The following is a 25,023-nucleotide window of genomic DNA, read 5'->3' as shown; positions in this document are numbered from 1 at the left end:
ATCAGATACAGCAAAAATCACGGAAAAAGTGATTTTAAAGGCCCTCAATCCGGTCTGGAGTTCTCTGCCCATGTCATCCCTACCCACCCAACCGAATTCATTTCAGCCTCGCTCAGAGGCATTCAAGCCGGTTGGTAGGGTTGCTTTTGCCGGGAAATCGTCGGATTCAGCCGCCAATCGGGAAACCCCGTTGCCGTTTGATCCGCTGCACAAGCAAAAAGCAGGGGATTCGTTCAAGCATGCGGCGGCCCCTTCAAAATCAGATCCTCAGTCCCGGCCAACCACCCCCGAAACTGGTAAAAGCGGCTTGTTTGGGGATAAGGTGCGACTGACCACCGGTTTTATTCTGGAAGATGTGGTGCCTCCCCTGTTGGGTTTTGCCTTTGTGACCGGCCCGCTGGGTTGGCTGGTGACGCTGGGAAGCCTGCCCCTTTCCTATGCCTCGGGCAAGCTGGGACGGCGCATTGCCAGTGGGGTTCAGCCGCATAATTTGCCCCCGGCCATGAAAAGTTTTCAGGATTTTCGGGAAGGCTTTCGGAACCGGGAGAACCTGAAAGGGCAGTACGATCTGTTAAACAAATGGAACGTATTCATTGATGACGCCTTGAATGTTCGTGCCGGTTATCCCAAAATGCTGGGCGGGCTGGTGGGACGCTATTTGAAGGTGAGCAAAGACAGCCGAATTGGTCAGGTTTTAAGCAGTAAACAGTTTTTAAAAGCCAACGTTTATCACGATGTGGCTCAGGCCAATACGATGGGCGGAGCCTTCAAGGCAGGGGCCAAAGGGGGGATGGGCTTCTGGTTCTATAATGCCTTCTTGCCCGGTGCCGGACTGACCCTGGAAAAAGCGGCTGACATGATGTGGGGCCCCTTCAAGGCGCCATTTAAAGGACTGGGATGGATCTTGAAAAATCTTGCCCTGCTGAGACTGGGGAAAGATATGCTTTCACCCCCAAGGCCAGCCAATAAACCGTTTTTTTGAAACCCTTACCCCATTTTATTCTGCTTCTGTTGGCTTTTGTGGGCGTTTGCTGAGGGGGACGTAATGATTTTGGCGGGCAAGTCGCACAAAATGGGAAACGTTTGTTTTTATGCAATCACAGGGATGGATATTGGATTAGGCTTGACGCTGTAAACGGATTAGCACCGCTTTCAGCTTACTGTCCAAAAAGCCCTTGGGTATTGATATAAGAGGCATAAACCCGTGGTGGCAAACCCCAATCATCATCATCAGGGACACCAAAACCCCATTCAGCCTGGGGCGGTTTCGCTTGAGGATGATACCTTTAAGCGGGTGGCCGAAACACGGGAGCAGGTCAATCAGGTGGCGGCATCCGCCCGAGAGGCCATTCAGGCCTTTTACACCGACCCACAAGGTCTGGTGGAACTGATTGAGCGCTATGAGACGCCGGTGTATGTTTTAAGGGCCGGGCCGTTCTCCAATGTAATATTGAAAATACTGGGCTTTGAACCCGGCTTTATTTTGCCGGAAGCGACCCCTCGTTTTACTTGGCTCCAGCGCGTTTTGTCGGTTCAGGATCGCTTTTTTTCGGGGCGTAAAGGCAGGCATCCCAATGGCACCGTCAGCTTCAGCAATGGGGTTTTTGTGATTCCTGATGCGTTGCTGACCATGGGTTTTTTATCGCATCAGTTACACCATTGGCTTTCGTTTCGCTCGGGCATGGATGGCTATTGCGAGCGGGCTCGGCGGTTGTATAAAAAATTCTGGGCGGAAAATCAGGGCCAAATTGGCCGTGAAGTTTTTAAAATGGACGCTGCGGACATTATGGCCTTAAAAGCTGCCATTAACCGGGATTTAGAAGCCTTAAAGTTTTTAAAAGCCATTGCCGATGAGGTGTTAATCCCGGCCCGACAAGCTCGGCGCATCGGGCATGGCACCGCTTCGGCCTAATATAAAGCGCTCAACACTGGATCAGGCCCTGTGAAAGTCTTTCTGACTGAGCGCCAGGTTATGGGCTGAAAACAAACACCCTTAGCCATATTTATTGGCGGTGATAGGCATGAACGGCTTTTTGCAAGCGCCCCAGCATGGTGTGCAGTTCAGAGCCGGGGGCAATGGTGCTTTTCTGGTCTTGTGTTTGATAGCCCCATTTGAATTGTAAATCGATGGCTGGGCGGGGGGCCTGCGGGTTCTGTTTTTTAAAATACACAAAGCCAACCTCATGGGGAGCGGGATGATCGGGTTTTAAATCCTTGGCAAAGCCCACTGGAAAACCCTGCGTGACCTGTTCAGGGCCATAAAACGAAAGCAGGGAGCCGCCGCCCTTCTGTTTAAGCGGGGTGGCTTGAATGTCCTGTAGCGGCTGTTTGGCCATGTACTGGCACAGTTTTTCAGTGTCAGCCGCATAGCCCATCACTTGATAGGTGGGGTCAATGATGAAGGCTTCTTTGGGAATCAGGGTTTTAAATGTTCTGGTTAGTGGATTCAAGCCGCCTTGGGTTTTTGCCATAAAATAGGCGTTGTTTCGGGTGGGCCATCCCACCAAAAAATAATGAGTTTGCCACTGGGAGTCAACCCGGTTGTTGCCGGCCACTACTTTGAAGGTGTATTTCCCTCTGAATCTTTGGGTTAACCGATCCCCCAGCTGATGGGCCAGTTGCTGACAATCTCCGACTATGAGTGCTTTATTTTTGGGCGCGTGCCTGCCTTGATGATCTGAAAAGCGCAGTTCGCCATTTTTATGCTTCAGGGCCAGTTTGTTTTTGGGGTTCAGCCACTGCCATCCCAACCCATATTTACATCGGGCCATTTCATGTCGAATGAGTCCTTTGTCGGTGGCGCTGAATAAAGCGATGGACCCTTGATGGAAGGGGATGTTCAGGATGTCCTGCTCTAAGGGTTGCTTGGGTGTGCTTATGGCCGCATTAGCCGGGCTAAAACCATTTTGAGGTTTGACGCCGGATGCGCAATGGTTTTCCGAAAGTTGACTGGGCCGCAGTTTTCCCGCCATCTGGTTCCAGTAACCCGATGAACGAAAAGCATTAAAAAGTGGATACATGCCCATAAAAGATCAATCTTGTGTTTGCTTAGATGCTGATTTAAAAACCATTGCGCTATTTTTGATGCCATTGGCAGTGCTTCACTGTAAGATGAACAGGCGTCAGCGTCTCATTCATCATGAAGGAGTTTCCCATGAGCCAGCCGAATTCATCCGTAGCCACTCACAAACGCGCTCTATCTCAGGCCGCCTTTGAGGAAGCCCGGAAAGTACTGCCAGGTGGTGTGAATAGTCCGGTGCGGGCCTTTCGCTCGGTGGGAGGCACGCCGGTTTTCATTCAAAAGGCCAAGGGGGCTTATTTATGGGATTTGGATGGAAATCAGTATATTGATTACGTGGGAAGCTGGGGGCCAGCCATTCTGGGACACGCTCACCCTCAGGTGATCCAGCGCATTCAGGCCGTGGCCGAAAATGGCACCAGTTTTGGGGCGCCTACCTTAATGGAAACCGAAATGGCCAATTTGGTCATTGATATGGTTCCTTCCATCGAGAAGGTTCGCTTTGTCAGCTCGGGAACCGAGGCGGTGATGAGCGCCATTCGTTTGGCTCGGGCCTATACCGGGCGCACTAAAATCATCAAGTTTGAAGGCTGCTATCACGGGCATTCCGATTATCTGCTGGTAAAGGCCGGATCGGGAGCCGCCACTCAGGGTGTGCCGGACAGTGCCGGTGTGCCTGCCTCCACTGCCGCAGAAACCCTGAATGCCCGGTTTAATGATTTGAACTCGGTGCAACAGTTGCTGGAACGCTATTCCAATCAGGTGGCCGCCATCCTGATTGAGCCGGTGGCCGGAAACATGGGTTGTATTCCCCCGGAACCCGGATTTTTGGAAGGCTTACGGGATTTGGCCACCGATAGCGGGGCCTGTTTGATTTTTGATGAGGTGATGACCGGCTTTCGCTTGGCCCCCGGTGGCGCTCAGCAACGCTACGGAGTAACCCCGGATATTACCTGTTTGGGAAAAATTATTGGGGGCGGCCTGCCAGTGGGCGCCTACGGGGGTAAGCTGGAAATTATGGCTCAGGTAGCGCCCGATGGCCCCATGTATCAGGCCGGCACTTTGTCGGGCAATCCATTGGCCATGGCGGCTGGGTTGGAAACTCTGAATTTGCTGCGCCAGCCCGGTACTTACGAGCGGCTGGAGGACATTAGCGGCCAGCTGGGGCAAGGGTTAAGGGCCATTTGCGAGCGCAAGGGCATTCCTCACTACATTACCGGGGTGGGTCCTATGATGACCCTGTTTTTTGTGGACGGCCCCGCCTTGAACTATCAGGATGTTTGCCGGTTTGATAAAGAGCGCTTTAACCGCTTTTTCTGGGGCATGCTGGATCGGGGCGTTTATTTGGCACCTTCCCAGTTTGAAGCCGGATTTTTGTCCTTGGCTCATACCGAGGCGGATATTCAAAAAACCCTGGAGGCCGCCGAGCAGGCCATTTCCTAACTAAGGCGGCCATGCGTTATAGGTAAAGCCTCGGCTTGCTTACCCCAATGGGGCTGGGGCTTCTCAACGCTGCAAAGGCTCAACCCTGCTTGGCATCGGGTTAGCTAATGCCGAAGCTTTCCAGCAACCGTTGAATTTGAAGCGGGTCCCGTTGCAAGCGAAGGGCCAGCCGGGCTTTTAATTGCTGTTCCTGCCCCGGTTCATAGCGCAAATCCTCATCATTCAAAATGCCATAGGCTTCTTTTAGTTTTTGACAAGCCAGCGGCCAATTGGGTTGAGTGGGCGAGTAAGTGGGCATGGCGTTGACCCCTTTTTTTGCAGACACTTGTGATACTGATGCAACAGGCTGTAAGGTGCTTGAAGGACACCAGCATAGAGGAATCGTAAAGGGGCAATCAATTCCCTGCCTGTTCACACTTTCAAAGGGCTTACAGACCCGTTAGGCTGTTTTGTAGGGTCAGCCAATTGCTCACTTGGTTATCCTGTTGAATAAGCAGGCGTATGGACTTAAAAACGCCTGTGCTTCCTCTTGTGGTTTTAATCAGGCGTCGGAATCTTGATGCACCAGATCCACCTGAATTTGTTTGGGGTTGACGATGAGGCGATTGACCGGGCATTTTTCGGCAATTTGCTTGAGTCGGCTCAGTTGAGCTTCATCAAAATTGCCCTTGATTTCAATACGCTTGCGGATGGAGGGCTTACTGCCCTGTTTATCTTCCTCAAAATGGGTGCTGACTGATTGCAGCGGCCAGCCTTTTTTACGGCAGTAAAGCTGTAGGGTCATGTTGGTGCAGGCTCCCCAGCCCGCATAAAAAAGCTGATGGGGGTCAGCGGCGGTATCCTGTCCCCCTTTTTCGGCGGGTAAATCTGAAAAAAAGGTATGCGGCCCGCTGGTAATGGTTTGTCTAAAACCTTCTTTGGGCAATGTGGTAACTGTCACGGTCATGGGGGTTACTCCTTGCTGAAATCGGCATGCAGTGATTGAAATGAGGTGCTGACAGGGTCAAAAAACTCATAAGGCAAAAAAACTGATGCGGCAAAACCACTCTAACTTTAAAAGCAGAGCCTCGCAATGGGTGGGTGGCGCTAAACCCGACCATTCAAAAATCCGCTGGTAGCGCAATGGCAGGCAGCGGATTTTTGAATGATTGTTCTGTGATAAAGCCGGGTTTAGTTTTTTAAGGGTTGAGGCTCTATGGGGGGATGCTCGGTGATATCGGTGGGCGGGGTCACCGTTTGGTCGGCGGCGTTTTTGGACAGCGTGGAAGGCAGCGTACCACGCACCGTTTCAAAGCTCTGGGTTTCAGTTTCAGCAGGCTCTAGCGCTTCGGTGTTCACTGGTGTGGATTCCGTGGCGTCAACCGTTTTAACGCTGTCTCCCGCTTCAAATAGCTTCTGCATGTGCTTTTTGGGCAGGTGAACCGAAATGACGGTGCCTTCCTTCAGGTCGGGTTCCGGGCCGGTGGTCACCATCCGGTAAGCGCCTGTTAAGCCAGTGCCCCGCAGCATGCCATAACCAATGCGGGTTGACCTGCGATGATGGGTTCCCTTGAGGGTGCGGTATTTTTGACTGCTTTCCAGCCCAACCCCCAGTGCCATCCGGGCGGCCAGAGAAATGGGGGCGATTTGCCAAAAGCTCATGCCCGCGGCGTATTTAAGTGGAACCGCATCCAGCGCGCTGATGGCGGAAAAAGGAATGGCTGCCATGACAAAATTTTTGCCGGTGCCAGCCTTTGGATTGTGATACTTTTTGGTTTTCAGGCTTTCACCATCTTTTTCAAAGTGGTACACGGCCCCCGAAGGCAGAACCGCCTCCTGAATATCCAGAGCCACATAACCGGGCATGCCCATAATCCTGGAGCCATGGCCCCCTTGTACGCTTCCTTTTACCAGGGTTCCGACTGGAAGTTCTTTTTCTCCCAGGCGATAGGTATCTGTCAAGGCTCCTTCAAAGGCATCGCCCACTTTAGACTGTTGTGAGCTTAAGGTTTGGTTCAGTTTGATATCAATAGGCTCATTGGGCGATTGAAGCCGCTTTTCTGCCTGCGCTTGCGGCAACAGCAGACTGCCGAGCAATAAGCCGCAAAGCGCGGTACTAATGATATTTTTTTCGCATGATACCCACATGCGGACCCTGTTTTCCATCGCGGAAAAACTCCTTCAGTCGCTAAATTAAAAGCCATCAATCTTAATCCAATGGAGTGAAGGGTGATCGCAGCAGGGCTAATTGCCTGAGATTACCAGCTTGCCAAAGCCGAAGCGGGCAAACCGCGAATCAACCGCTTAAAAGTTGAATATGCGGGCACATTGAGTTAAGAAGATAGAAAGCTTTTTACATCATAATCTAATTCACGGGTTTCAAGCTAGGGGGCAAGGTGGTTATTTTTTGCAGGCTATACTCCATCTTTTGGGGGGGAGCGGTTAGGTAGTTGCGTAAATTTTAATGAAGAGTGATTGGGGATTCAGGAACGATTCAATGGCAGAGAGCCCTTAAGGTTTGAATGGCATAGGGCAATTAAATTTTTGGTTGAAGGTCGCAGGCTTATTGTCAATTCCTCTGAGGTCCTTTGAAACTTAACCGATGCACTAATTGGATGCCTTTCTTTACTGCTGCATTATAGGACTTGTCTAATTGGGTTTTCCTTTGATTGCCAAATCCAGGCGAATAATCGAAGGATCGAATGACTGTAAGGTGTTGTTGTTAAACAGGTTTCAGTTATGTTGGAGGAAACAAGGTTATGGGTAACAGTCAACGTGGATTCGCCTCCATGTCTCCCGAAAAGCAGCGAGAAATTGCCAGTAAAGGGGGAAAGGCAGCCCATCAAAAGGGAACTGCTCATCAATTCACCTCTGAAGAGGCTAGAGCTGCCGGTAAAAAAGGGGGACAGGCCAGTGGGCAAGCGCGATCCAAGAAAAGCGCCCGTCCTGTCGATAAAAGCTCGACACCCGCATCCTAACGCACCACAGGGGGAGTGTTCTCCAGAGAGAACTGGTTTTATCACATTGCCGTTTCGCCGATCAAAAACCGTATTTTGTGCCGGTTTTTGATCGGCTCCGGCTTCGTTTCAATATCCTTTCCGGGTCCTGCGGTTTACAAATCGTCATGTTGAGCTGATAATCAGGTCAACATCCGGGTGCCCGTAATCAAGCACCCGGCGGCTTGCCAGCTTGCCAGAAGGGTTCACTTTGAAGCGTGGAAGCCAGCTTTTTCCAGGAGGACTGCTGTGGGAAATTTGAAGCCAATTACGGATGTCGGCCATTCCGGCTTGGGGAGCATTGTGGCGGGTTTTTTGGCCCCTCATCCGCCTCATTTGGTTTACGCTGAAAATCCGCCCCAAAATATCCCCCGCTCACAAGGCGGGTGGGAAAATTTGCGTTGGGGCTATCAACGTTGCCGGGATAAAATCAGGAAGCTGAAGCCGGATGTGATTATCGTGCATAGTCCGCACTGGCAAACCGTGGTGGGCCATCATTTTTTAAGCGTTCCCAAGTTGTCGGGCCTGTCGGTGGATCCTATTTTTCCCCATCTGTTTCAGTATGCCTTTGAAATGGACATTGATGTTGAACTGGCTGAGGCTTGCGTTGCGGAAGCCACCGCCATGGGCTTGCAGGCTCAAAAAATGGTGAATCCTCATTTTCGGGTGGATTATGGCACCATTGTATCCCTGCATATGCTCAACCCCCATTGGGACATTCCGGTGCTGGGGATTTCGGCCAATAATTCGCCTTACTATTTCAGCCACGATGACGCTCAGGATCAAATGATCAAGCTGGGGCAGGCCACTGCTCAGGCCATTAAGAAAACTGGCAGGCGGGCCGTGGTGGTGGCCAGTAATACCTTGTCTCACCTGCATTTTGATCGGGAACCCGAGATTCCTGAAGATATGAGCAAGGAAGCGGTTTATAGCTTTGAGCAATACTTATGGGATATGAAGTTTGTGGATCTGCTCCGTCAAGGCGATCTGGATGCTGTGCAGGCCATTTTGCCCGAATTTATGGCGAAAACCGCAGCCGAGGTTAAGGCAGGTTCTTTAATGTGGATGTTATCGGCCATGGGCTTTCCGGCCATGCCCGCAGAGGTGCATGCCTATGGTTCGGTGATTGGTACCGGCAACGCAGTGATTGAGTGGGATTTGGAAGCGTTTCGGCAAGCCAGAGAGCATCCCTCGGAGGCCACATGCCCGGTATCGTGAAAGCGTTGATGGTTCCGGGACTGCCTCAACTGATATTTGAGCAAAGCGGAGACGGACCCTGGCAAGTGTTTCGGGAGGCCATGAAAACAGCAGCCCTTCAGGTGGAGGCTGCGGCCCCGGAGGTGCTGGTTTTATACAGCGCCCAGTGGATTTCGGTACTGGGGCATTCGTTCCAGTACGCTGCCAACCCCAGCGGGTTGCATGTGGATGAAAACTGGCATGATTTGGGCGATATGCCCTATTCCTTTCAAATCGATCGGGACTTAACGGCCCGGGCGGAACGTTTAAGCCGAAGCCGGGGGCTAGCTACCAAGCTGGTTGATTATGCGGGGTTCCCGGTGGATACCGCCACGCTGGTGGCCTTGCGCTATTTCAACCCGAAGGGTCATTTGCCAGTGGTCATTGTTTCTTCCAATATTTACGCCAGCGCAGAAGATGCCATGACCCTGGGTCAAGCGGTGGGGGAAGCCATTCAGCAATCGGGCAAGCGGGCGGTGCTGATTAATTGTTCGTTGATGTCGCATCGGTTTTTAACCGAAGTGGTAACCCCGCAAACCGAGCGTTTTTCCAACCCTCAGGATGATCAGTGGAACCGGCAAATGCTGGATCTGTTGGGTCAGGGTCAGGGTTTAAAAGCGCTGGAGTGGGGACCAGAGTACGTTGAGAAGGCCAACCCCGAAATGGGCTTTAAAGGGTTTTACTGGATGATGGGGGCCATGAATAATCTCAGCGCCCCGGCTCAGGTGTTGGCTTATGGGTCCTTGTGGGGGGCCGGTGCGGTGGTGTTGTCTTACGATGTTCATTAAAGCGGAAAACCGTTTTAATGAAATTGCTTCCGGGTTGAGTATGGGGTTTGTATCGCTTGGGTTTATATCCTTTTGTGCATTATCAATTTCTACCCAAGTGGGATAAAATAATCACCCGGTATTTCAAATCAAGGGTTTATATTGAATTGCACTGAGGGGATGTTCAATGACGATGGGTTCAGGGAGCGGTTTGGCAGGGACCGAAAAAACGTATATTCGCATGGAAGAAAATGCACCTGCCCCCTTGGGTGCCTATTCGCATGTGGTGAAGGCGGGGCCTTTGGTGTTTGTATGCGGGCTGGGCGCCAGACACCCTCAAACCGGCGTAGAGGTTGGGCTGACCCTGAACGAGAACGGCGGCATCCTTCGCTATGACGTGGCGGCTCAAACCCGACAGGTGCTGGAAAACCTGATCACGGTGCTGGCCTCGGTTCACTGTGATTTGCGGGATGTGGTGGATGTGACCGTATTTTTAGCCAAAATGCAGGATTTTGATGCCTACAATCAGGTGTATGGCGAATTTTTTAATTTTGAGCAGCTCCCGGCTCGCACCACCGTGCAGGCTTTGCCCCCCGGTCGTAATTTTATCGAAATCAAAGCCATTGCCTATAAGGCCTAAAGGAGTTTGATGACCCTGTTTGTGAGTCAATCCAGTGCATCCGTTTCCCCGGTTTCAACTGGGGAAACCTTAAAACTGTATATCGATGGTGCGTTTGTCGATCCGCTGGCCGGGGAAACTTTTGCCAATATCAATCCGGCCACCGGGGCGCTGTTAAATCAGGTGGCACGGGGAGAATCGGCCGATATCGAATTGGCGGTGCATGCCGCCAAGCGCTCGTTTGAGGCCGGTTCGTGGGCGAAATTGCCCATGAAAGCCCGGTGCCAGAAACTGCGTGACCTCGGGGATCGCATTTTGGCCCGCAGGGACGCTTTGGCCATGGCCGAGACGCTGGATACCGGAAAACCGCTTTCAGAGAGTTTGAATGGGGATATTCCCAGAGCGGCCCAGAATTTTCATTTTTTTGCGGAAGCCGCCGCCCAGTTGAGCGAAGAATGTTTTACGGTCGATCGCATGGAGCGGCACTTCTCGGTGCGGGAACCTTTGGGGGTGGTAGGCCTCATTACCCCCTGGAACCTTCCCTTGTATCTGGCCAGCTGGAAAATTGCGCCTGCCTTGGTTATGGGCAATTCCATTGTTCTCAAGCCCGCGGAATGGACCCCCACCACCGCCACCTTGCTGGCCGAGATTTTTCAGGAGGCTGAGATTCCACCCGGCGTTTTTAACGTGGTGCATGGTTTTGGCACCGCTGGCTCTGGCGAAGCGCTGACCCGGCATCCTGAGGTGAAGGCGATTTCGTTTACGGGTGAAACCGTAACCGGAAAAACCATTATGAAAGCGGCAGCCGACAGCTTGAAAAAAATTTCATTTGAATTGGGAGGCAAAGGGGCCACCGTTATTTTTGAAGACGCCGATTTGCCCAATGCCATTGAAACGGCGGTGAAGGCGGCTTTTAGAAATCAGGGCCAAATTTGTCTGGCGGGCTCCCGGTTGTTTGTACAGCGCTCAGTTCTGGCCGAGGTGTTGCCGCAAGTGTTGAAACAAGTGGCCTCCATCCCGGTGGGCGATCCGCTTCAGCCAGAAACCCGGATGGGTTCTTTAATTAGTGCCGAGCATTATGAAAAGGTGATGCGCTATATTGAATTGGGACGCCAGGAGGGACAATTGCTGGCTGGCGGCACTCGTTTAACCCAGCCGGACGCACTGGCCAAGGGCTACTTTCTGGAGCCTACCGTTTTTATCAATTTATCGCCTCAATCCGCTCTGTGCCAGGAAGAGATTTTTGGCCCGGTATTGCCCATTATTGCCTTTGATACCGAGGAAGAGGCCATTCATCTGGTGAATGACACGCCTTATGGGCTTTCGGCCAGTGTGTGGAGTCAGGACGTGAATCGATGTCATCGTTTATCTCAAGAGATTAGAGCCGGTATTTTGTGGATGAACTGCTGGTTTGCCAGAGATTTACGCACCCCGTTTGGGGGCATGAAAGCCAGTGGCATGGGGCGTGAGGGAGGGCGTTACGCGCTGGAGTTTTTCTCGGAGTTCAAGACGGTCTGCTATCGCTATCAATAGCGGTTTACTTTTCTAGACGGCTAAACGGCTAAACGCAGGTTTTCAATCCGCTATTGATAGAAGTAAACCATTGGGTATTGTCCAACTGTTTCTAAAATGGATAATTTACAAGAGCTTGCTTTTGTTTTTCATACAAAGTTCTGGTTTTTTAGAGGGAGCTTGTCATTGATGAATCCGGTTCTGGATTTTTTGAATCGACTATTTGAAACGGAGGGTTTTCCCCCGCGCTGGCTGTGTGGCTCAGGCTGGCAGTCCTTTACCGGATGGTTCATGATTGTTTCCGATTTGATTATTTTTGGCGCTTACATCAGCATTCCTTTTTTACTGCTTTATTTTGTCAGTCGAAAAAAATTCATGGTGTTCCCCAAAATTTTCTGGCTGTTTGCCGCTTTTATTTTTGCTTGCGGTATTTCTCACTTGCTGGATGCGGTGATGTTCTGGTGGCCCGCCTATCGTTTAAACACGCTGGAGCGGTTTATGACGGGCGTAATTTCCTGGGCCACTGTATTTAGCCTGATTCCCACCATTCCCAAGGCGCTGGCCCTTAAAACCCCGGCGGCTTTGGAAAAAGAGATTGAACAGCGGGAAAAAGCCGAACGTCAGCTTCAGCAGTTGAATCAGGAACTGGAAGCGATTGTGGCAGAACGCACGGAGGCCCTGAATGAGAAGGCCCGTCAGCTGAAAGCCACCAACGATGAGCTGGAGGCTTTCAGTTATTCGGTGTCTCATGATCTCAAATCGCCGCTTCGCAAAATTGAGCAATTTAGCGGTTTGGTAATGACCCGATTTTCCGATGAGGTCAGTGAGGCTTTATCTTTCGCGCATCGCCGTTAACGCCTCCCAAATGGGGGTATTGATTGATGATATTTTGCTTTTTTCAAGACTCTCCAACGCGTCAATGAAACGAGAGCCGGTTGATTTAAGCGCCATGTTTCAGGAATTATCGCAGGATCTTCAGGAACAATCTCCCGATCGTCAGGCGCATTTTAAGGTGCAACCGAGACTACGAGATGAGGCGGATCCGGTTTTATTGAAAACGGTTTTGGGAAATTTGCTGGACAATGCCTGGAAATATTCGAAGGAAGAAGCGGTGACCCATATAGAATTTGGGATGCGTGTTGTCAACGATCAGCCTTTTTATTTTGTGAAAGACAACGGAGTTGGCTTTGATGCGAGCGGGGCGGACCGTTTGTTCAAGCCTTTTCAGAGACTCCATCTCAAGTCCGATTTTCCGGGAACGGGCATTGGGCTGGCCAGTGTGCAGCGCATCATTAACCGTCACGGAGGCAGTGTTTGGGCCGACAGTGTGCCGGGAGAGGGTGCCACTTTTTATTTTTCCTTGGATGAAGCCCGTTCTGATTTGAGCGCCTCCAGTGGCGTTATTCAAGCCAAAAATGAAACGCTTTAAACCTTAGCGCTTTGCATAAAACTAAATGGCCCGTCTCTCAAAAAACGGGGTGGGGATTAACGGCCCAGACGCACGGTATCTTTTAACTTGTGGAGCCGGAGTTGGGCGGCTATTAAGGTTTCCGGTTTTTTGGCAAAACAGAAGCGCACAAACTTGCGACCCAGTTCCGGGCGGCTGAAAAAGCTGGAGCCGGGAACCACGGCCACCCCAATGTCTTTCATTAAAAAGTGGGTAAATTCCACATCGGTTTTGTAGCCAAATTCAGAAATATCGCTGAACACGTAATAGGCCCCCTGAGAGCGAAAGTATTTAATGCCCGCTTCATCCAGAATGCCCATCATCATGCGGCGTTTTTCATCGTATTTTTGCGCCAGATCCAGATAGTAGGACTGGGGCAACTGCATGGCCGTAATGCCTGCCCGTTGCAGGGGAGCGGCGGCCCCGACCGTCAAAAAATCGTGCATCTTGCGAACGGCTTGAGTAATGTCTTCCGGGGCAATCACAATGCCCACCCGCCAGCCGGTGACGCTGTAGGTTTTAGACAGCCCGTTGATGGTGACGGTCAGGTCTTTCATACCCGGTAGGCTGGCCATGCCCACGTGCTGGTGGTTATCGTACAGGATATGCTCATAAATCTCATCGGTGAAGGCCAGTACGTTCCATTTTTGGCAGTATTTGGCGATCATTTCCAGCTCGGCGCGGCTAAATACTTTACCGGTGGGGTTGTGCGGGGTGTTGATGATAATGGCCCGTGTTTTACTGTTAAACGCCGCTGCCAGCTCGGCCTCATCAATGCGCCATTCCGGCGGGTGCAGGGTCACATAGCGGGGAATGGCTCCGGCAATAATGGCATCCGGCCCATAGTTCTCGTAATAGGGTTCAAACACAATCACTTCATCGCCGGGGTTGATGGTGGCCAGCATCACGGCGGCCATGGCCTCAGTGGCCCCACAGGTCACTGTAATCTCGGTGTCCGGGTTAATGGTAATTCCCAGATAGGGGCCTTCTTTTTCGGCGATGGCTTGCCGAAACTGGGCATCCCCCCAGGTGACGGCGTACTGGTTGATATCATCATGGATGGCTTCACAGGCCGCCAGTTTTAATTCTTCCGGACACGGGAAATCGGGAAAGCCCTGCGCCAGGTTGATGGCCTCATATTTGCGGGCCATCTGGCTCATTTGCCGAATCACAGACTCGTTAAACTGGGCCGCTTTGTGAGAAGTACGATTGGCCATGGCACGGATCCCCTTTGCTCATTTTCCTGATTCCACCCCTTGTTTATACCCTAAAAAAGGGAACCACTATAGAAGCCTTTGACTTTTATGAAGCGATGGCTGGTAGTGTGATCGATTTTTAAATGAAATGGATGCTTTTTGGGTTTGCCTGACGGGGCACTTAAAAGGTTCGAATCAGGCGCATGCCTACTGTAGGCACTAAGGCCAGACCGCTTTCTTTGCGAAAGCCCGCGCCCATTTGCAGGCTGTAATGTGGGGTTAATTCCAGGTGGATTTGGGGCATCAGCAGAAACCCATTTTCACGGCGCTTGAGCCGCAGGTTGGTTTCTATGCCCAGCGTCATTTTGTCGGACTTGCGGTAAAACAGGCTGTTGTTAATCAAACCGGCCAGTGAGGGCTTTCTCATTAAGTTTGCGTTTTCCAGGCCGTTGATACTCAGCACACTCCATCGATCGCTGAGCCTGAGGCCCCCAATGTGGACTGCGGTCATTCCCAACGTGCGATCCCGCAAGCCGTACTCATTAAAAAATTGAACCCCGTGAACCACACGCTCTAAGCGGGAAGGCAAGGTGGCCTGAAAGGCAAATTTAAGGGCCTCGGTTTGCAGGTTACCCATGGGCAATTCAAACTCCAGGGCCATGCCGTCCCGAAAGGCGTATTCCACTTCTGGCGCCCAATGGTTTGAAAAGCGGCCTTTGTGCTGCCATCCACCCTGAAACAGGGTGTTGATTTCCAGCGCGCCTTTTTTGGCCCCCAGTGGGCGAACCAAATCAAACACCATCGGCTCGGGAATACCATGCGAATCAGAAGATAAATCTCCGGTGTGATTGTCGGGCTCTGGCATGGGCAGCCCTGCATCCAGAAATCGAAGGTTCAGCAGTGAAAAACGTTCATCGGTTTCATCTTCAGCAAATTCTGTAGCGGACTGGCCAGTGGCCTCCCCTTCGCTCAACAAAACAGTAGGGGGTGCTGTTTGATCCTCATTCATCCATATTTCAGCGGCGTTTTCGGTCAATGCCTGAAGGGTTTCCAGCGAGTCTCCCAGCTCATCTTCCGGGCTGGCCATGGCATAGCCCAGCATCATCAATAAGCTTAAACAGAACAAGGTTAAAAGCCGATTTTTTTTCATACTGTAAAAATACCTGTTACTGATAGGGATTTGCCACTGCTAATGCTGCTAATTGTGCATGCCTGATGGTTTCCAGTAAATACGACTTATTTTATTACAAAACACCCTCTTTCGGCCGTGGCTGAAAGAGGGTGTTAAGTTTATGTTTTTTTGAAGGTTTACCAGTAACCACGCACCGGTACTTTTTTCTGGACGGGTTTGGGTTGAGGTTGAACCACCATGATTTTAGCCGGTGGTTGTGGTGGCGGAACAACCACCTTCTTCCGAATGATGGGCACCGGCGAACGGGCCAGGAAGATGGAGCGGGTGTAGCTTAACACGTTGCCAGCGTTGGGAGGCAGGGTGTCGCCCAGATTACCATATTCTTTGGGGTATAAAGGAAATAAAGGGGATATAGGCGTTGTGGGGTTGCCCGGTATTTGCTGGGGAGGGGTTGGGGAACAATCGGCACCACCACTGCAAGGGGGCTTGGCCACAATTTCAATTTGCCCCGGAGCGCCGCAAGCGCCACCGGCACCCGGTGTGGCGCAACCACAGTCGCTGGCAACAGAAGCGTAACCGCCCTGACCGCCAGAGCCGCCATTCACGTTGACATTATTAATGATAGTTTGTCCGGGATCGCCGTGGAAACGAACCAACCCGCCGAAACCGGCGTCGCCGCCATTGCCGCCCCGGGCAGTCTGATGCGCGTGATTTGCGTCAGCAATGGCTTCTTGACCGTTACCACCATTGCCGCCCTTGGCTTCAATGCTGCCGGTGCCACTAATGCTGGTACGATGGGCAACGAGAACCGCACCACCATTCCCACCATTAGCACCGTTCTGGCCGACAGAAACTTGCTGACCATTCACCACGGTGCCGCGTGAAGGGAAGGCATTGGTGCCACCGTGACCGCCATTGGCTGCCAGTTGGCCGTTATGCTCTACCGTATCTCCGGCAAACACAACCAGGCCGCCTTCGCCGCCATTGCTGGGGTTATAACCGTTATGGCCGTTGCCACCGTTGGCGCTAATCACCCCGTCATTCCGCAGGGTTTTAGCAGAGCCTACGCCCACGATGCCGCCGTTTCCAGCCACAACACCGCTGAGGCCTTTTCCGCCATTGGCTGTAATTTCAGCCCCGGATTCCACGGTGGTTTTGTCGGTAGAAATCACTTCAACCATGCCGCCATCGCCAGTATTGGCTCCGTTGGCCATAATTTTGGCATTGCTTTTTACAGCGATTTCAGAGCCGTAAATGCCAATATTGCCGCCTTTGGCGCCTGCGCTTAATCCGTTGGCGATGACCACGCCGTCCAGATTGACAACACTGCCAGAAATCTGGATGACATTGGCGTTGTAGCCGCCGATGTAATTGCCGGAAGCATCCAGAACCGCTCCGTTGGGAATGGTCACTTCTCCGGTGGCGTTCAGGTTGATTTGACCGGGCAGGGCGTAAGCGCCTGTGGTAAGGGCTTCAAACCGGGCGTTGGGGCCAACGGTTAACTGGCCCACGTTCACCGTGATTATACCGCCATTCAGACCGTTGGCAAAAATATTGCCGTTCTGAACGAGGGCGCCAGCGTCAATGGTGACTTTACCGCCATTGCCCAGATAAGCGCCATTGCTGCCCATAGCGGCGCTGGCGTTAATGGTTCCGTCTACCCGCATTACGCCACCCTGGGCGTCAAAGTGAAGGTGGCCACCGTTACCGGTCAGGTTGCCTGCGCTGTTAACTTCGAGCCCTCGAACGGTAGTACCCGCTCCCACGGTGATGTTGCCACCGTTATTGGTAAATGTGGTTTTGTCGCCAGCTGTGTTAAAGAAAGTGCCGTTCGCGACATTTGCTCCAACGTTGGTGCTGTTGGTGTCGCCAGGACCTGCCAAAGAAACAGGCATGCTGCCCAGCAGCAAGCTGGCAGCCAGTGAAACTGCTGCCGTCAGGCGGCCCGTGGTGCGTAGAAACTCAACCATGTAAACGCGTACTCCTCAAAGGTAAAAGGGTGGCCAAAAGGGGGTAAATTGGAAAAATTGGAAATGTCGGATGCTTTTTAATAAGAATATTCAAGTGTGAATCATACATTAAAAATTTTTCAAGGCAAGGTTTGCGTGAAGATGTGTTGCGGGTTGCTGAATGAGGGTCAATAAAGCGTCCTTTTATATGTCTGCTTCGAAATGTTTCTTCGCAACCTGTTTTTTTAATTTACTTTTAGTTTTGATTTCCTATAATACAGGTTTCCTAAAGTCATCCTTCTAATCATGTTTTTGGCTGGTCATGCTTTTGGAAGCGCCCCTTACCTCGGAAGGAATTTTTTATACTCCATTCCTTTTTATTACCATGTTCCAACATTTCCCCTGGTTTTTTCGTGAAGACTTACTTAATCCAATAAAAGGATGCGTCCATCTTATGAGATCCGATTTGCAACGTTCGCTGATATTCCTGTCCAGTTTGCTGGTGTTGTTTCCCTCCTTCGCACAGGCCCAGGTTTTTCCTTCTCAGGCAAATCCGGGTACCTTGTTTGACCCCCAGAGTGATCCGTCCTATTTTCCAACCTCTGCCACCCAACAGGCCAGCCCTATTCAAGAAAAAATTGAAGATGAAGGTATTCGGGTTGAATCCCAGCCTCCTGTGCTGCAAGTTTCCGGCGATAATTTCCGGGTAGATCGGGTAGAGGTAGAAGGCAACACCATTGTTAGTAACGAGGAAATGCGTCGCATTGTTTCTCCTTACGAAGGCCGGGAACTGAACCCCGAAGAGTTGGCGGTTCTGGTTGGAAATATTAACGAGGAATATCGCAAGCGGGGCTATTTAACCTCTCTGGCCTTCATTCCGCCTCAGGATCTGGAGCGTGGCGCTATCACCATTAAAGTGCTGGAAGGCATGATTGGTGATATGGAAGTGACTGGTAACAAGTACTTCAAAGCCAAGGTGATTGAAAAGCGCATTTCTGAAAATCCAGGGGACCCTCTGAATATTCCGGCGCTGGAAAAAGAATTGCTTCGCATCAACCGGCAGGAACCCTACCGCTTAAAAGCCACCCTGTTACCGGGCGAGCGCACCGGGGAAACCAAAATTCGTCTGGATGTAAAAGAGCAACAGCCCTTTCAGTTGGCCTTGACCGCTGATAACGCCGGTCGTCCTTTTATCGGCTTGTACCGTTGGGGCGCTGAGTTCGCCAACCGCAACGTAACGGGCCGCGGCGATCGCTTTGACCTGCGTTATACCGGCTCTACCGGTTCTACCATTGCCTCCAGCTCCTACACCTTGCCGGTGGGCAGTAAAGGCACTGAAATTAGCGGGTTGTTCGGCTTTAGCCACGTGGATGTGGATTTAAGGCTGCCCAACCAGCGTGAATTGATCGGCAACGCCTACAACTACGGCTTGCTGGTTTCTCAACCCTTGGGTAAAGAGCGGGTTTGGACCACCGATTTGGGCTTTAACGCTCGTCGAGTCAGCAGCTTTTATGATGGCGACCGCATCAGCACCGACGATATTCGCTCCATGGCGCTGGGCTTGAATTACGATAACTACGATCGCTTTGGTCGCTCCTTTTCTCGGGTGCAAGCAACGGTGGCCCCAGAATGGCTGGGCGCTAACAGCAGCTTTTTCAAACTGGAAAACTACTTAACCCGTGTGACCCGGCTGCCCAAAAACAACTTGCTCATCCTGCGGGCCTATTCTCAATGGAGCCCGGATTCCCTGCCCGCTATCGAGCAATTTCAGCTGGGCGGCATTAACAGCGTACGGGGCTACACGCAGGGCGTTATGATTGGCGATAAGGGCTATAATGTGGGCGCCGAATGGCGTTATCCCATTCCTTTTCTGTCCAAGATTAATGCCTGGATGGGTGAGCGCATTCAGGGCGCCTTGTTTGCGGATTACGGCCAGGTTTGGCGTGATAAAAGCAGTCAGTTTTTCGATGCTGATACCGCGACCTCTTTGCTCAGCGCCGGTTTTGGGGTAAGAGCCCACTTGACCGATTACGCTCAGGGCTTTGTGGATGTTGGTTTCGGTCTGCAAAACCGCAAAGACATAGAGCCTTTTGGCAATCAGCCCACCGCCCGTATTCACTTTGGGGTGCGTAGCGAATTGTTCTCCAATGACTATAAAAGCCGCACGGATAAAGTGACCCCCATCAAGGCCAACGTTCCCAGAGTTCGTAGCGTGGGCGTCATTCGAACCAGTGAGTTGCAATCGGATATCGCTGATCCCACCCTGGAAACGATTGATCTGTTGCACCCTCGGGTCCGGTAATTGGTTTTAACCGGCACCAGATCCTTTTTAAAAACCCCGGCTTTGCGGTCGGGGTTTTTATTTGTCGAGAAATAGTGGGCCAACATGCGCTGGGGTGTTGCAAACCGGATAGACTGAGACATATAAATCTATTTTTAAATGAACAAATAAATAATGGCGCGTCTCATAAAAAGAGAGGATGCGCCACGGGTTGGAAACACGGCAAGATGGATAAAGCAAGGCCTCGTATGGCCGAGCTTTAGGAACCGACAGGGAAGTGAGGGAGTGGCATGATGAACGGAAATCGGTTTCTGACAATTGTGCTGGCTGGCTTAATGGGCTTGGTCATGCCAGCCGTGAGTTCGGCTATTGATGTCAACCCCGGTCGTGGTCAGGACTTACGGGAGGCCAAAGCATTTTTTGGTAATCTGGCCTCCACCTCCAAAAACCCGCTTATTGTTAGCATGGCTGAAGAAAGCCTGCGAAAAATTCAGGACACGGATCAGGAGAAATCGTTAAACCCCAGTCGTCGGGCGGAGGTTACCATGCTGCCTCAAACCGACAATACCTTTGTGGTGCCTGCCGTGGTGAACCGAAAGCACATGGCCACTTTTCTGGTGGATACCGGGGCCAGCTACACCGTCATTACCCCCCAAATGGCCGAGCAGCTGGGTATCAAAGTGGTGGCCACTACACCCACCTTGCCGGTCATGACCGCCAACGGCACGTTTAACGCCCCGGTGGTCACCCTCAAGCACGTAACCTTGGGCGGTATGCGGGTGGATGATGTAGAGGCGGTGATTACTGATTTGGGAGACACCCCGCAACTATCGGGGCTGCTGGGCATGAGTTTTTTCCGGGGAATGGAGCTTTCCTTCAAGCAGGATAAATTGGTGATTAGTCGTTAACCAGCAATGGTTCCGAAGGGGGATGGGCGCTGCTTGCGGTTTTTGAGCTGGTTTGCTCCAGTCCATTGTCCACATCCAAAGCCAGGGTCCGTAAATTGAGGGTGGTTTCATAGGTTTCAATAATCACGGCCAGCAGCATCAGCAACAGGCCCCCTAAAAAGGACCACACCGGGACCATTTCCCATTTCACAAAATGCAGCTGATACAGGGCGATAGAGACTGCCGAAAACACCATCAGTCCCAAGGCCCCAAACATGACAAACACGGCGTTGCGAATCATATGAATGCGGCGCATAAAAAGCGGCACCTGCTGCCGAATATTGGCAATGCGGGTAGGACTGGTGGAGGTTCTAAGTTCCCGGTTGAGTTCCCGAACACGGGTGGCGGCGGTGGAAAACCGTCCATTGACACCGTTCAGCAGCAGGGCCAAGCCGGTAATGGTAACGGCAGGGGCCAGCGACTCCGTGATGATACTGTTGGCTGTAATCATAATGAATCAACCTTTCAATGAGTGAGTGGCGGTTATTGGTATAAAAACGGGGCGATGATTTTAGTTGTTCAGATTTTAGTGGTTCAAATTAGTGGTTTAAAAGGGTCTTTGAGGCGCGGTGTTGAGGAGCAATGAACCATTCTTCCAGAATGATATTCAGGCAAGTTACCACGGGAATGGCCAGCACCAGACCCAGTAGGCCAAACACAAAGCCGCCAATCATTAAGGACAGCAAAATGGCCAGTGGGTGCAGGCCCACCGCACGGCCCATAATCAGCGGGCCAATAATATTGTTGGCCAGTGCTTGTACGGCAATAAACAGAACGAGCACCCACAGTGCCCCCACCCAGCCCACCGGACTAAACAGGGCAATAACCAGCGCCGCGGCCATGGCGATATTGGGCCCTAAAATAGGGATAAGCGTTAATAGGCCACTGAGCGCGCCCAGCAAAACGGCGAAAGGCGGAAATGGCCCCCCAATGATATAAAGCCCCAGGGTAATCAGCAGGCCAAACGAGGCCATAAACATTAGTTGACCCGATACAAAGCCGCCGGTACTGCGAATCAGGTGATCCATCAGGGCCTGAATGCGAGCGTGTCGCTCTTTGGGCTGAAATTGCAGAAAATAGCCCTCTATTTTTTCCCGGTCCATCAACAACAGCAGGCTGATAATCAGGGCGCTCAGGAAATCCAGCCCCAACTGGGATACCAGACGGGTGACCCCGGTAAAGCCTGATAAAAACAGGGTGTTTTGGCTGGATAGTTGTTGAATGAGCAGATCCGGGCTGAACCGGGTGAGCAAGGGGTAGCGCTTGCTCATAAAGGTCCATTGTCCGGCCCAGTCTCTCATGCCGTCCAGATAATGAGGCAAATCTTTAATAAACAGATTGAACTGCTGCCAGGTGATGGCCCCCACCGGAAAAATAATGCCCACAAACAGGCCCACCAGAATGAGATAAGGAATTAACACCGCCAGCCAGCGGGGCAGTTTTCTATCCAGCCATTCTACCAGCGGCAACAGGGCGCTGGCGAAAATAAAGGCCACAAAAATAACCACCAGGGCTTCTTGCGCCATATACAAAAGCCATAGCACCAGCACTAAGCCAATCAGCCAAACGGTTTTCTGTTTGAAGCTTTCCATTGAGATCTTGTTGTCCTTTTTTAGGGCTGGATACTCTCATTTTAATACAGTTAGCAAACAAACAACCCGGCCATGGGGATGCCGCTTTAGTCTGTCAGCCCCGACTGGGCCGTTTGGCGGGCGGTTTCCAGATAACACTTCAAGGTATCCAGCAAGGATGTTTTGGAGTCCTCTTTGGGGAGAGAAGGGCCCTCAAACGCTTGCAGGGGAACCATCACCTGCAAGCGGTTGCAAATAATCTCAATGTCCACCGGGGTGGTGCCAATGATATTACCGTCGGCTTGCACGTTGAGCGTTTTGGTGGACTCAATCCGTAGTTTGCGGGTTTTAAAGTGAACAATATTGCGGGCCATCAAGGTTGAGGCCGGTTGTAAAATGGCTTCCAGTAAGGTGGAAAAATAATCCCGATTGGAGCGGGAGCGGATGATACAAACATCCAGCAGGCCATCATCGGGTTCCGCATCCGGGGTTAAAGGCACACAAGGGCCTAAAAAGCTGGCCGCGTTTGATACCAGCACCGATACGCCACGGGCCCGGAAGGTTCGATTTTCGGTGGTGATTTTAAACCGGCTGCGGCGGGCGGACCAAACGGTTCGAATGCCGTTGATGACATAAGCTAAAATGCCAAAGCGCTTTTTATCCGCCCGGGGGGTGCTTTCCATAATGTCGGCCACCGCGCCCACCCCGGCAAGCAGCGCAAAGTAGTCATTGTTAATCCGGGCCATGTCAATGCGCCGGGGGCGGCCGGTCAGCAGGGTGTCAATGGCCCCTGCGAAGTCTTTGGGAATGCCCAGGTTGACCGCCAGCAGATTGCCTGTGCCGTAAGCGATCAGGGCCAGTTTCACCGCCGGAAACTCTACCAGTACCGGCAGCACCTCCATAATGGTGCCATCTCCCCCCACCACGCCCAAAATATCCACCAGGTTTTGAGCGCATTGCTGGCGCAAAGTGGTTCGCATCTGCTCTGGGGATTCAGGAATCAGTTTATCAATCTGAATGGCGCCCCTGTCAGGGTCAATATCTTGTAAGCGGGTCATTTCCGCCGCCAATGCCTCTTCAAATTCGGCCACTGTGGTTTGGCCAGCATTGGGATTGATGATGAGCAAAATTCGAGTCATGGGAAACACCGCTTATCAAATAACGTCAACAGAATAAAGTAGAGTAAGCCGTTCAGTCCGGTGCCGTGATTCCGGTTCAGGTACAATAAGTTTGACGAGAAAGGCGATCACGATTTTTAATAACTGGTCAGTAGGGTATTACTCTTGCATAGTTTAACCGCTATTCCTATCGCCTTACAGGAGCAATTGTGAGTTTTTCAACGACTGAACTTGAACCCGCTACCCCGCTCCGCTTTGTAGTGTTTGGAGACGGAGGGTCTGGCCTGCCTGCCCAGAAGCGTATTGCCGAGCAGTTGGCCCGCTATCACCAGCAACATCCTTTCCATTTGGTTTTGTTGCTGGGCGATAATATTTATCCCAACGGAGATGCCCTCAAGTACGGAGAATCCCGTTTTACCGCTTTATATCAACCCTTGCTGGAGCAGCAGGTTATTTTTAAGCCGGTGTTGGGCAATCATGATATTTCAGGGCCGCTGGGGGTGGGGTACCCTGCCTTCTGGATGTCTAACCGCCGGGAAAACATGCGCTTTTTTAATATGCCCGACACTTATTACGATTTCATATTTGGCCCCTTCCATTTTTTTATGCTGGATACCAACCGGTTTCGACAAACCCAGCGTAAATGGCTAAATACGGCTTTTGCCAAAAGCGATGATTCGGCCATTAAAATTGTGTGCGGGCATCACCCGGTCATGTCTTCCGGTTTTCATGGGTCCACACCCCGGCTGAAGCGCCATTTAAAACCCATGCTGGAAAAGCATGGCGCGGCTTTTTATCTGTCCGCTCACGAGCATGATTATGAGCGCTTTGAGCCGGTGAATGAGGTCACCTATATTGTCTCCGGGGGCGGCGGGGCCGACTTGCGTGAATTTCGAAAAAAAGCAGAACCCGCTTCTCTCATTCGGGCTTCCCGGCATCACTTTATGGCATTTGAGTATTTTGAAAACTGCTTAAGTGCTCAAGTAATTGATGATACGGGCAATGTTCTGGATCAGTTTTCAATAAACCTTCCGCTGGCAGTGGCTCAACCGCATCCGCATTTACAAATCCATTAAAAAAACGCTTAAAAAAGCCCCGAAATCAAAAAGCCCCGAAATCATTCGGGGCTTTAAAACAACTTTTGAGCGTTGATTTTGATGAAACGGGTTGGTTGAAAAAACGCTTATTTTGATTTGCGGACCGCTGATTTTTTTCCAGGTTTGCCCTTGGGTGCCGTTGCTTTTATTTTTGTTTTTTGAGCGGCTGGCTTTCGACCTGAAACGGCTTTGGCAGTCATTTTTTGAGGCTTGGTTTTGAGGGTGGTGGAATCTGCTTTTTGACTGACCACACTACTCGGCTTGCGTCCTCGTTTTTTGGGCGTTACCTCTGTTGTTTGAGCGGCGGCGATATTTTTAGCGCCGGGTTTGCGTCCCCGTTTTTTGGGTGTTTCTTCCGCTATGGGAGCAGCGGTGATATTTTTGGTACCGGGTTTGCGTCCCCGTTTTTTGGGCGTTTCTTCCGCTATGGGAGCAGCGGCGATATTTTGAGTACCGGGTTTGCGTCCCCGTTTTTTTGGCGTTTCTTCCGCTATGGGAGCAGCGGTGATATTTTTAGCGCCGGGTTTGCGACCTCGCTTTTTTGGCGCTTCCAGCGTATCAGCTGATTCTTCTGATACTTTGAATGCGTGATAAAACGCTTTCAGTTCCTCTAGAGTATCGAATTTAATAGGCATTGATAAGACTCCATCATTCCACGCATCATCCAGAAAGGGAGGGTGTTTCTAATACGTCAAGCTTCAATAGTAACCACGC

General features: G+C 51.5%; 24 protein-coding genes. 13 read left to right on the top strand and 11 right to left on the bottom strand.

All coding sequences use genetic code 11. The features are described 5' to 3' along the window. Positions 1-70 precede the first annotated feature (70 nt). Positions 71-982 carry a hypothetical protein gene (locus ACEW81_RS01495; RefSeq protein ID WP_373531192.1) on the top strand — a complete coding sequence of 304 codons (912 nt, stop codon included), beginning with the start codon at positions 71-73 and terminating at the stop codon, positions 980-982. A gap of 225 nt (positions 983-1,207) precedes the next feature. Next, positions 1,208-1,912 carry a hypothetical protein gene (locus ACEW81_RS01490; protein ID WP_373531191.1) on the top strand — a complete coding sequence of 235 codons (705 nt, stop codon included), beginning with the start codon at positions 1,208-1,210 and terminating at the stop codon, positions 1,910-1,912. 91 nt (positions 1,913-2,003) lie between these two features. Here ACEW81_RS01490 and ACEW81_RS01485 read toward each other — a convergent pair whose 3' ends face one another. After that, positions 2,004-3,026 carry a hypothetical protein gene (locus tag ACEW81_RS01485; RefSeq protein WP_373531190.1) on the bottom strand — a complete coding sequence of 341 codons (1,023 nt, stop codon included), beginning with the start codon at positions 3,024-3,026 and terminating at the stop codon, positions 2,004-2,006. Positions 3,027-3,154: 128 nt separating this feature from the next. Here ACEW81_RS01485 and hemL point away from each other — a divergent pair, with 128 nt between their 5' ends. Beyond that, entirely contained in the window at positions 3,155-4,462 is a 1,308-nt protein-coding gene (gene hemL / locus ACEW81_RS01480) for a glutamate-1-semialdehyde 2,1-aminomutase (RefSeq protein ID WP_373531189.1), read from the top strand. A 100-nt stretch (positions 4,463-4,562) separates the two neighbouring features. Here the strand turns inward: hemL and ACEW81_RS01475 are convergent, their stop codons facing one another. The 3 genes from ACEW81_RS01475 to ACEW81_RS01465 form a co-directional block, all read right to left on the bottom strand. Continuing rightward, on the bottom strand, positions 4,563-4,760 hold the full coding sequence (locus ACEW81_RS01475; protein WP_373531188.1) for a hypothetical protein: 198 nt from the start codon (positions 4,758-4,760) through the stop codon (positions 4,563-4,565). A 243-nt stretch (positions 4,761-5,003) separates the two neighbouring features. Further along, complete coding sequence (locus ACEW81_RS01470) at positions 5,004-5,408, bottom strand: OsmC family protein (RefSeq protein ID WP_373531187.1); 405 nt, start codon at positions 5,406-5,408, stop codon at positions 5,004-5,006. Between the two features lie 224 nt (positions 5,409-5,632). Then, a complete protein-coding gene (locus ACEW81_RS01465; RefSeq protein ID WP_373531186.1) occupies positions 5,633-6,607 on the bottom strand; it encodes a hypothetical protein in 975 nt (324 codons plus the stop codon). Positions 6,608-7,200: 593 nt separating this feature from the next. Between ACEW81_RS01465 and ACEW81_RS01460 the strand changes: the two genes are divergently transcribed. The 7 genes from ACEW81_RS01460 to ACEW81_RS01430 all read left to right on the top strand — a co-directional run bounded on the left by ACEW81_RS01460 (position 7,201) and on the right by ACEW81_RS01430 (position 13,000). Beyond that, entirely contained in the window at positions 7,201-7,419 is a 219-nt protein-coding gene (locus tag ACEW81_RS01460) for a KGG domain-containing protein (RefSeq protein WP_373531185.1), read from the top strand. A 267-nt stretch (positions 7,420-7,686) separates the two neighbouring features. Further along, on the top strand, positions 7,687-8,655 hold the full coding sequence (locus ACEW81_RS01455; RefSeq protein ID WP_373531184.1) for a DODA-type extradiol aromatic ring-opening family dioxygenase: 969 nt from the start codon (positions 7,687-7,689) through the stop codon (positions 8,653-8,655). Next, positions 8,640-9,461 carry a DODA-type extradiol aromatic ring-opening family dioxygenase gene (locus ACEW81_RS01450; protein WP_373531183.1) on the top strand — a complete coding sequence of 274 codons (822 nt, stop codon included), beginning with the start codon at positions 8,640-8,642 and terminating at the stop codon, positions 9,459-9,461. The genes ACEW81_RS01455 and ACEW81_RS01450 overlap by 16 nt, the downstream gene beginning before the upstream one ends. 166 nt (positions 9,462-9,627) lie before the next feature. Next, positions 9,628-10,080: a RidA family protein gene (locus ACEW81_RS01445; RefSeq protein ID WP_373531182.1), complete on the top strand. Its 453-nt coding sequence runs from the start codon at positions 9,628-9,630 to the stop codon at positions 10,078-10,080. A 9-nt stretch (positions 10,081-10,089) separates the two neighbouring features. Beyond that, the gene (locus tag ACEW81_RS01440) at positions 10,090-11,592 is read left to right on the top strand and encodes an aldehyde dehydrogenase (RefSeq protein ID WP_373531181.1); all 1,503 of its coding nucleotides are present in this window, start codon (positions 10,090-10,092) and stop codon (positions 11,590-11,592) included. Between the two features lie 168 nt (positions 11,593-11,760). Beyond that, positions 11,761-12,426 (top strand): phytochrome family protein, encoded by a 666-nt coding sequence (locus tag ACEW81_RS01435; RefSeq protein WP_373531180.1) that lies wholly within the window; start codon positions 11,761-11,763, stop codon positions 12,424-12,426. A gap of 64 nt (positions 12,427-12,490) precedes the next feature. After that, positions 12,491-13,000 carry a sensor histidine kinase gene (locus ACEW81_RS01430; protein ID WP_373531179.1) on the top strand — a complete coding sequence of 170 codons (510 nt, stop codon included), beginning with the start codon at positions 12,491-12,493 and terminating at the stop codon, positions 12,998-13,000. A gap of 56 nt (positions 13,001-13,056) precedes the next feature. Here the strand turns inward: ACEW81_RS01430 and ACEW81_RS01425 are convergent, their stop codons facing one another. From ACEW81_RS01425 to ACEW81_RS01415, 3 genes are all read right to left on the bottom strand, one after another. Beyond that, the gene (locus ACEW81_RS01425; RefSeq protein WP_373531178.1) at positions 13,057-14,235 is read right to left on the bottom strand and encodes a pyridoxal phosphate-dependent aminotransferase; all 1,179 of its coding nucleotides are present in this window, start codon (positions 14,233-14,235) and stop codon (positions 13,057-13,059) included. A 160-nt stretch (positions 14,236-14,395) separates the two neighbouring features. Continuing rightward, entirely contained in the window at positions 14,396-15,364 is a 969-nt protein-coding gene (locus ACEW81_RS01420; protein WP_373531177.1) for a hypothetical protein, read from the bottom strand. 158 nt (positions 15,365-15,522) lie between these two features. Next, positions 15,523-17,316: an autotransporter outer membrane beta-barrel domain-containing protein gene (locus ACEW81_RS01415; RefSeq protein WP_373531176.1), complete on the bottom strand. Its 1,794-nt coding sequence runs from the start codon at positions 17,314-17,316 to the stop codon at positions 15,523-15,525. Positions 17,317-17,749: 433 nt separating this feature from the next. On the opposite strand from ACEW81_RS01415, the gene ACEW81_RS01410 reads away from it, so the two are divergent. Both ACEW81_RS01410 and ACEW81_RS01405 read left to right on the top strand, forming a co-directional pair. Continuing rightward, the gene (locus ACEW81_RS01410) at positions 17,750-19,597 is read left to right on the top strand and encodes a ShlB/FhaC/HecB family hemolysin secretion/activation protein (RefSeq protein ID WP_373531175.1); all 1,848 of its coding nucleotides are present in this window, start codon (positions 17,750-17,752) and stop codon (positions 19,595-19,597) included. Positions 19,598-19,866: 269 nt separating this feature from the next. Next, positions 19,867-20,484: a retropepsin-like aspartic protease family protein gene (locus tag ACEW81_RS01405; protein ID WP_373531174.1), complete on the top strand. Its 618-nt coding sequence runs from the start codon at positions 19,867-19,869 to the stop codon at positions 20,482-20,484. Here ACEW81_RS01405 and ACEW81_RS01400 read toward each other — a convergent pair. From ACEW81_RS01400 to ACEW81_RS01390, 3 genes are all read right to left on the bottom strand, one after another. Continuing rightward, a complete protein-coding gene (locus tag ACEW81_RS01400; protein WP_373531173.1) occupies positions 20,474-20,974 on the bottom strand; it encodes a DUF2721 domain-containing protein in 501 nt (166 codons plus the stop codon). The two genes, ACEW81_RS01405 and ACEW81_RS01400, sit on opposite strands and share 11 nt — an antisense overlap. 88 nt (positions 20,975-21,062) lie before the next feature. After that, complete coding sequence (locus ACEW81_RS01395; RefSeq protein WP_373531172.1) at positions 21,063-22,115, bottom strand: AI-2E family transporter; 1,053 nt, start codon at positions 22,113-22,115, stop codon at positions 21,063-21,065. Positions 22,116-22,201: 86 nt separating this feature from the next. After that, positions 22,202-23,233 (bottom strand): diacylglycerol/lipid kinase family protein, encoded by a 1,032-nt coding sequence (locus ACEW81_RS01390; RefSeq protein WP_373531171.1) that lies wholly within the window; start codon positions 23,231-23,233, stop codon positions 22,202-22,204. Between the two features lie 188 nt (positions 23,234-23,421). Between ACEW81_RS01390 and ACEW81_RS01385 the strand changes: the two genes are divergently transcribed. After that, entirely contained in the window at positions 23,422-24,288 is an 867-nt protein-coding gene (locus tag ACEW81_RS01385; protein WP_373531170.1) for a metallophosphoesterase, read from the top strand. A gap of 107 nt (positions 24,289-24,395) precedes the next feature. Here ACEW81_RS01385 and ACEW81_RS01380 read toward each other — a convergent pair whose 3' ends face one another. Then, on the bottom strand, positions 24,396-24,944 hold the full coding sequence (locus tag ACEW81_RS01380; RefSeq protein WP_373531169.1) for a hypothetical protein: 549 nt from the start codon (positions 24,942-24,944) through the stop codon (positions 24,396-24,398). Positions 24,945-25,023: the final 79 nt, after the last annotated feature.

This window comes from Vampirovibrio sp. (genome assembly GCF_041737375.1).
In the GTDB taxonomy this organism is placed as follows: domain Bacteria; phylum Cyanobacteriota; class Vampirovibrionia; order Vampirovibrionales; family Vampirovibrionaceae; genus Vampirovibrio.
This window is presented reverse-complemented; position numbering and strand designations above follow the sequence as displayed.

Bases quoted from the DNA above. Each gene is read 5' to 3' on its own strand.
- ACEW81_RS01495 (WP_373531192.1), top strand. From the start codon at position 71: ATGTCATCCCTACCCACCCAACCGAATTCATTTCAGCCTCGCTCAGAG.
- ACEW81_RS01485 (WP_373531190.1), bottom strand. From the start codon at position 3,026: ATGGGCATGTATCCACTTTTTAATGCTTTTCGTTCATCGGGTTACTGG.
- hemL (WP_373531189.1), top strand. From the start codon at position 3,155: ATGAGCCAGCCGAATTCATCCGTAGCCACTCACAAACGCGCTCTATCT.
- ACEW81_RS01475 (WP_373531188.1), bottom strand. From the start codon at position 4,760: ATGCCCACTTACTCGCCCACTCAACCCAATTGGCCGCTGGCTTGTCAA.
- ACEW81_RS01470 (WP_373531187.1), bottom strand. From the start codon at position 5,408: ATGACCGTGACAGTTACCACATTGCCCAAAGAAGGTTTTAGACAAACC.
- ACEW81_RS01465 (WP_373531186.1), bottom strand. From the start codon at position 6,607: ATGGAAAACAGGGTCCGCATGTGGGTATCATGCGAAAAAAATATCATT.
- ACEW81_RS01460 (WP_373531185.1), top strand. From the start codon at position 7,201: ATGGGTAACAGTCAACGTGGATTCGCCTCCATGTCTCCCGAAAAGCAG.
- ACEW81_RS01450 (WP_373531183.1), top strand. From the start codon at position 8,640: ATGCCCGGTATCGTGAAAGCGTTGATGGTTCCGGGACTGCCTCAACTG.
- ACEW81_RS01445 (WP_373531182.1), top strand. From the start codon at position 9,628: ATGACGATGGGTTCAGGGAGCGGTTTGGCAGGGACCGAAAAAACGTAT.
- ACEW81_RS01440 (WP_373531181.1), top strand. From the start codon at position 10,090: ATGACCCTGTTTGTGAGTCAATCCAGTGCATCCGTTTCCCCGGTTTCA.
- ACEW81_RS01435 (WP_373531180.1), top strand. From the start codon at position 11,761: ATGAATCCGGTTCTGGATTTTTTGAATCGACTATTTGAAACGGAGGGT.
- ACEW81_RS01430 (WP_373531179.1), top strand. From the start codon at position 12,491: ATGAAACGAGAGCCGGTTGATTTAAGCGCCATGTTTCAGGAATTATCG.
- ACEW81_RS01425 (WP_373531178.1), bottom strand. From the start codon at position 14,235: ATGGCCAATCGTACTTCTCACAAAGCGGCCCAGTTTAACGAGTCTGTG.
- ACEW81_RS01420 (WP_373531177.1), bottom strand. From the start codon at position 15,364: ATGAAAAAAAATCGGCTTTTAACCTTGTTCTGTTTAAGCTTATTGATG.
- ACEW81_RS01415 (WP_373531176.1), bottom strand. From the start codon at position 17,316: ATGGTTGAGTTTCTACGCACCACGGGCCGCCTGACGGCAGCAGTTTCA.
- ACEW81_RS01410 (WP_373531175.1), top strand. From the start codon at position 17,750: ATGAGATCCGATTTGCAACGTTCGCTGATATTCCTGTCCAGTTTGCTG.
- ACEW81_RS01405 (WP_373531174.1), top strand. From the start codon at position 19,867: ATGATGAACGGAAATCGGTTTCTGACAATTGTGCTGGCTGGCTTAATG.
- ACEW81_RS01400 (WP_373531173.1), bottom strand. From the start codon at position 20,974: ATGATTACAGCCAACAGTATCATCACGGAGTCGCTGGCCCCTGCCGTT.
- ACEW81_RS01395 (WP_373531172.1), bottom strand. From the start codon at position 22,115: ATGGAAAGCTTCAAACAGAAAACCGTTTGGCTGATTGGCTTAGTGCTG.
- ACEW81_RS01390 (WP_373531171.1), bottom strand. From the start codon at position 23,233: ATGACTCGAATTTTGCTCATCATCAATCCCAATGCTGGCCAAACCACA.
- ACEW81_RS01380 (WP_373531169.1), bottom strand. From the start codon at position 24,944: ATGCCTATTAAATTCGATACTCTAGAGGAACTGAAAGCGTTTTATCAC.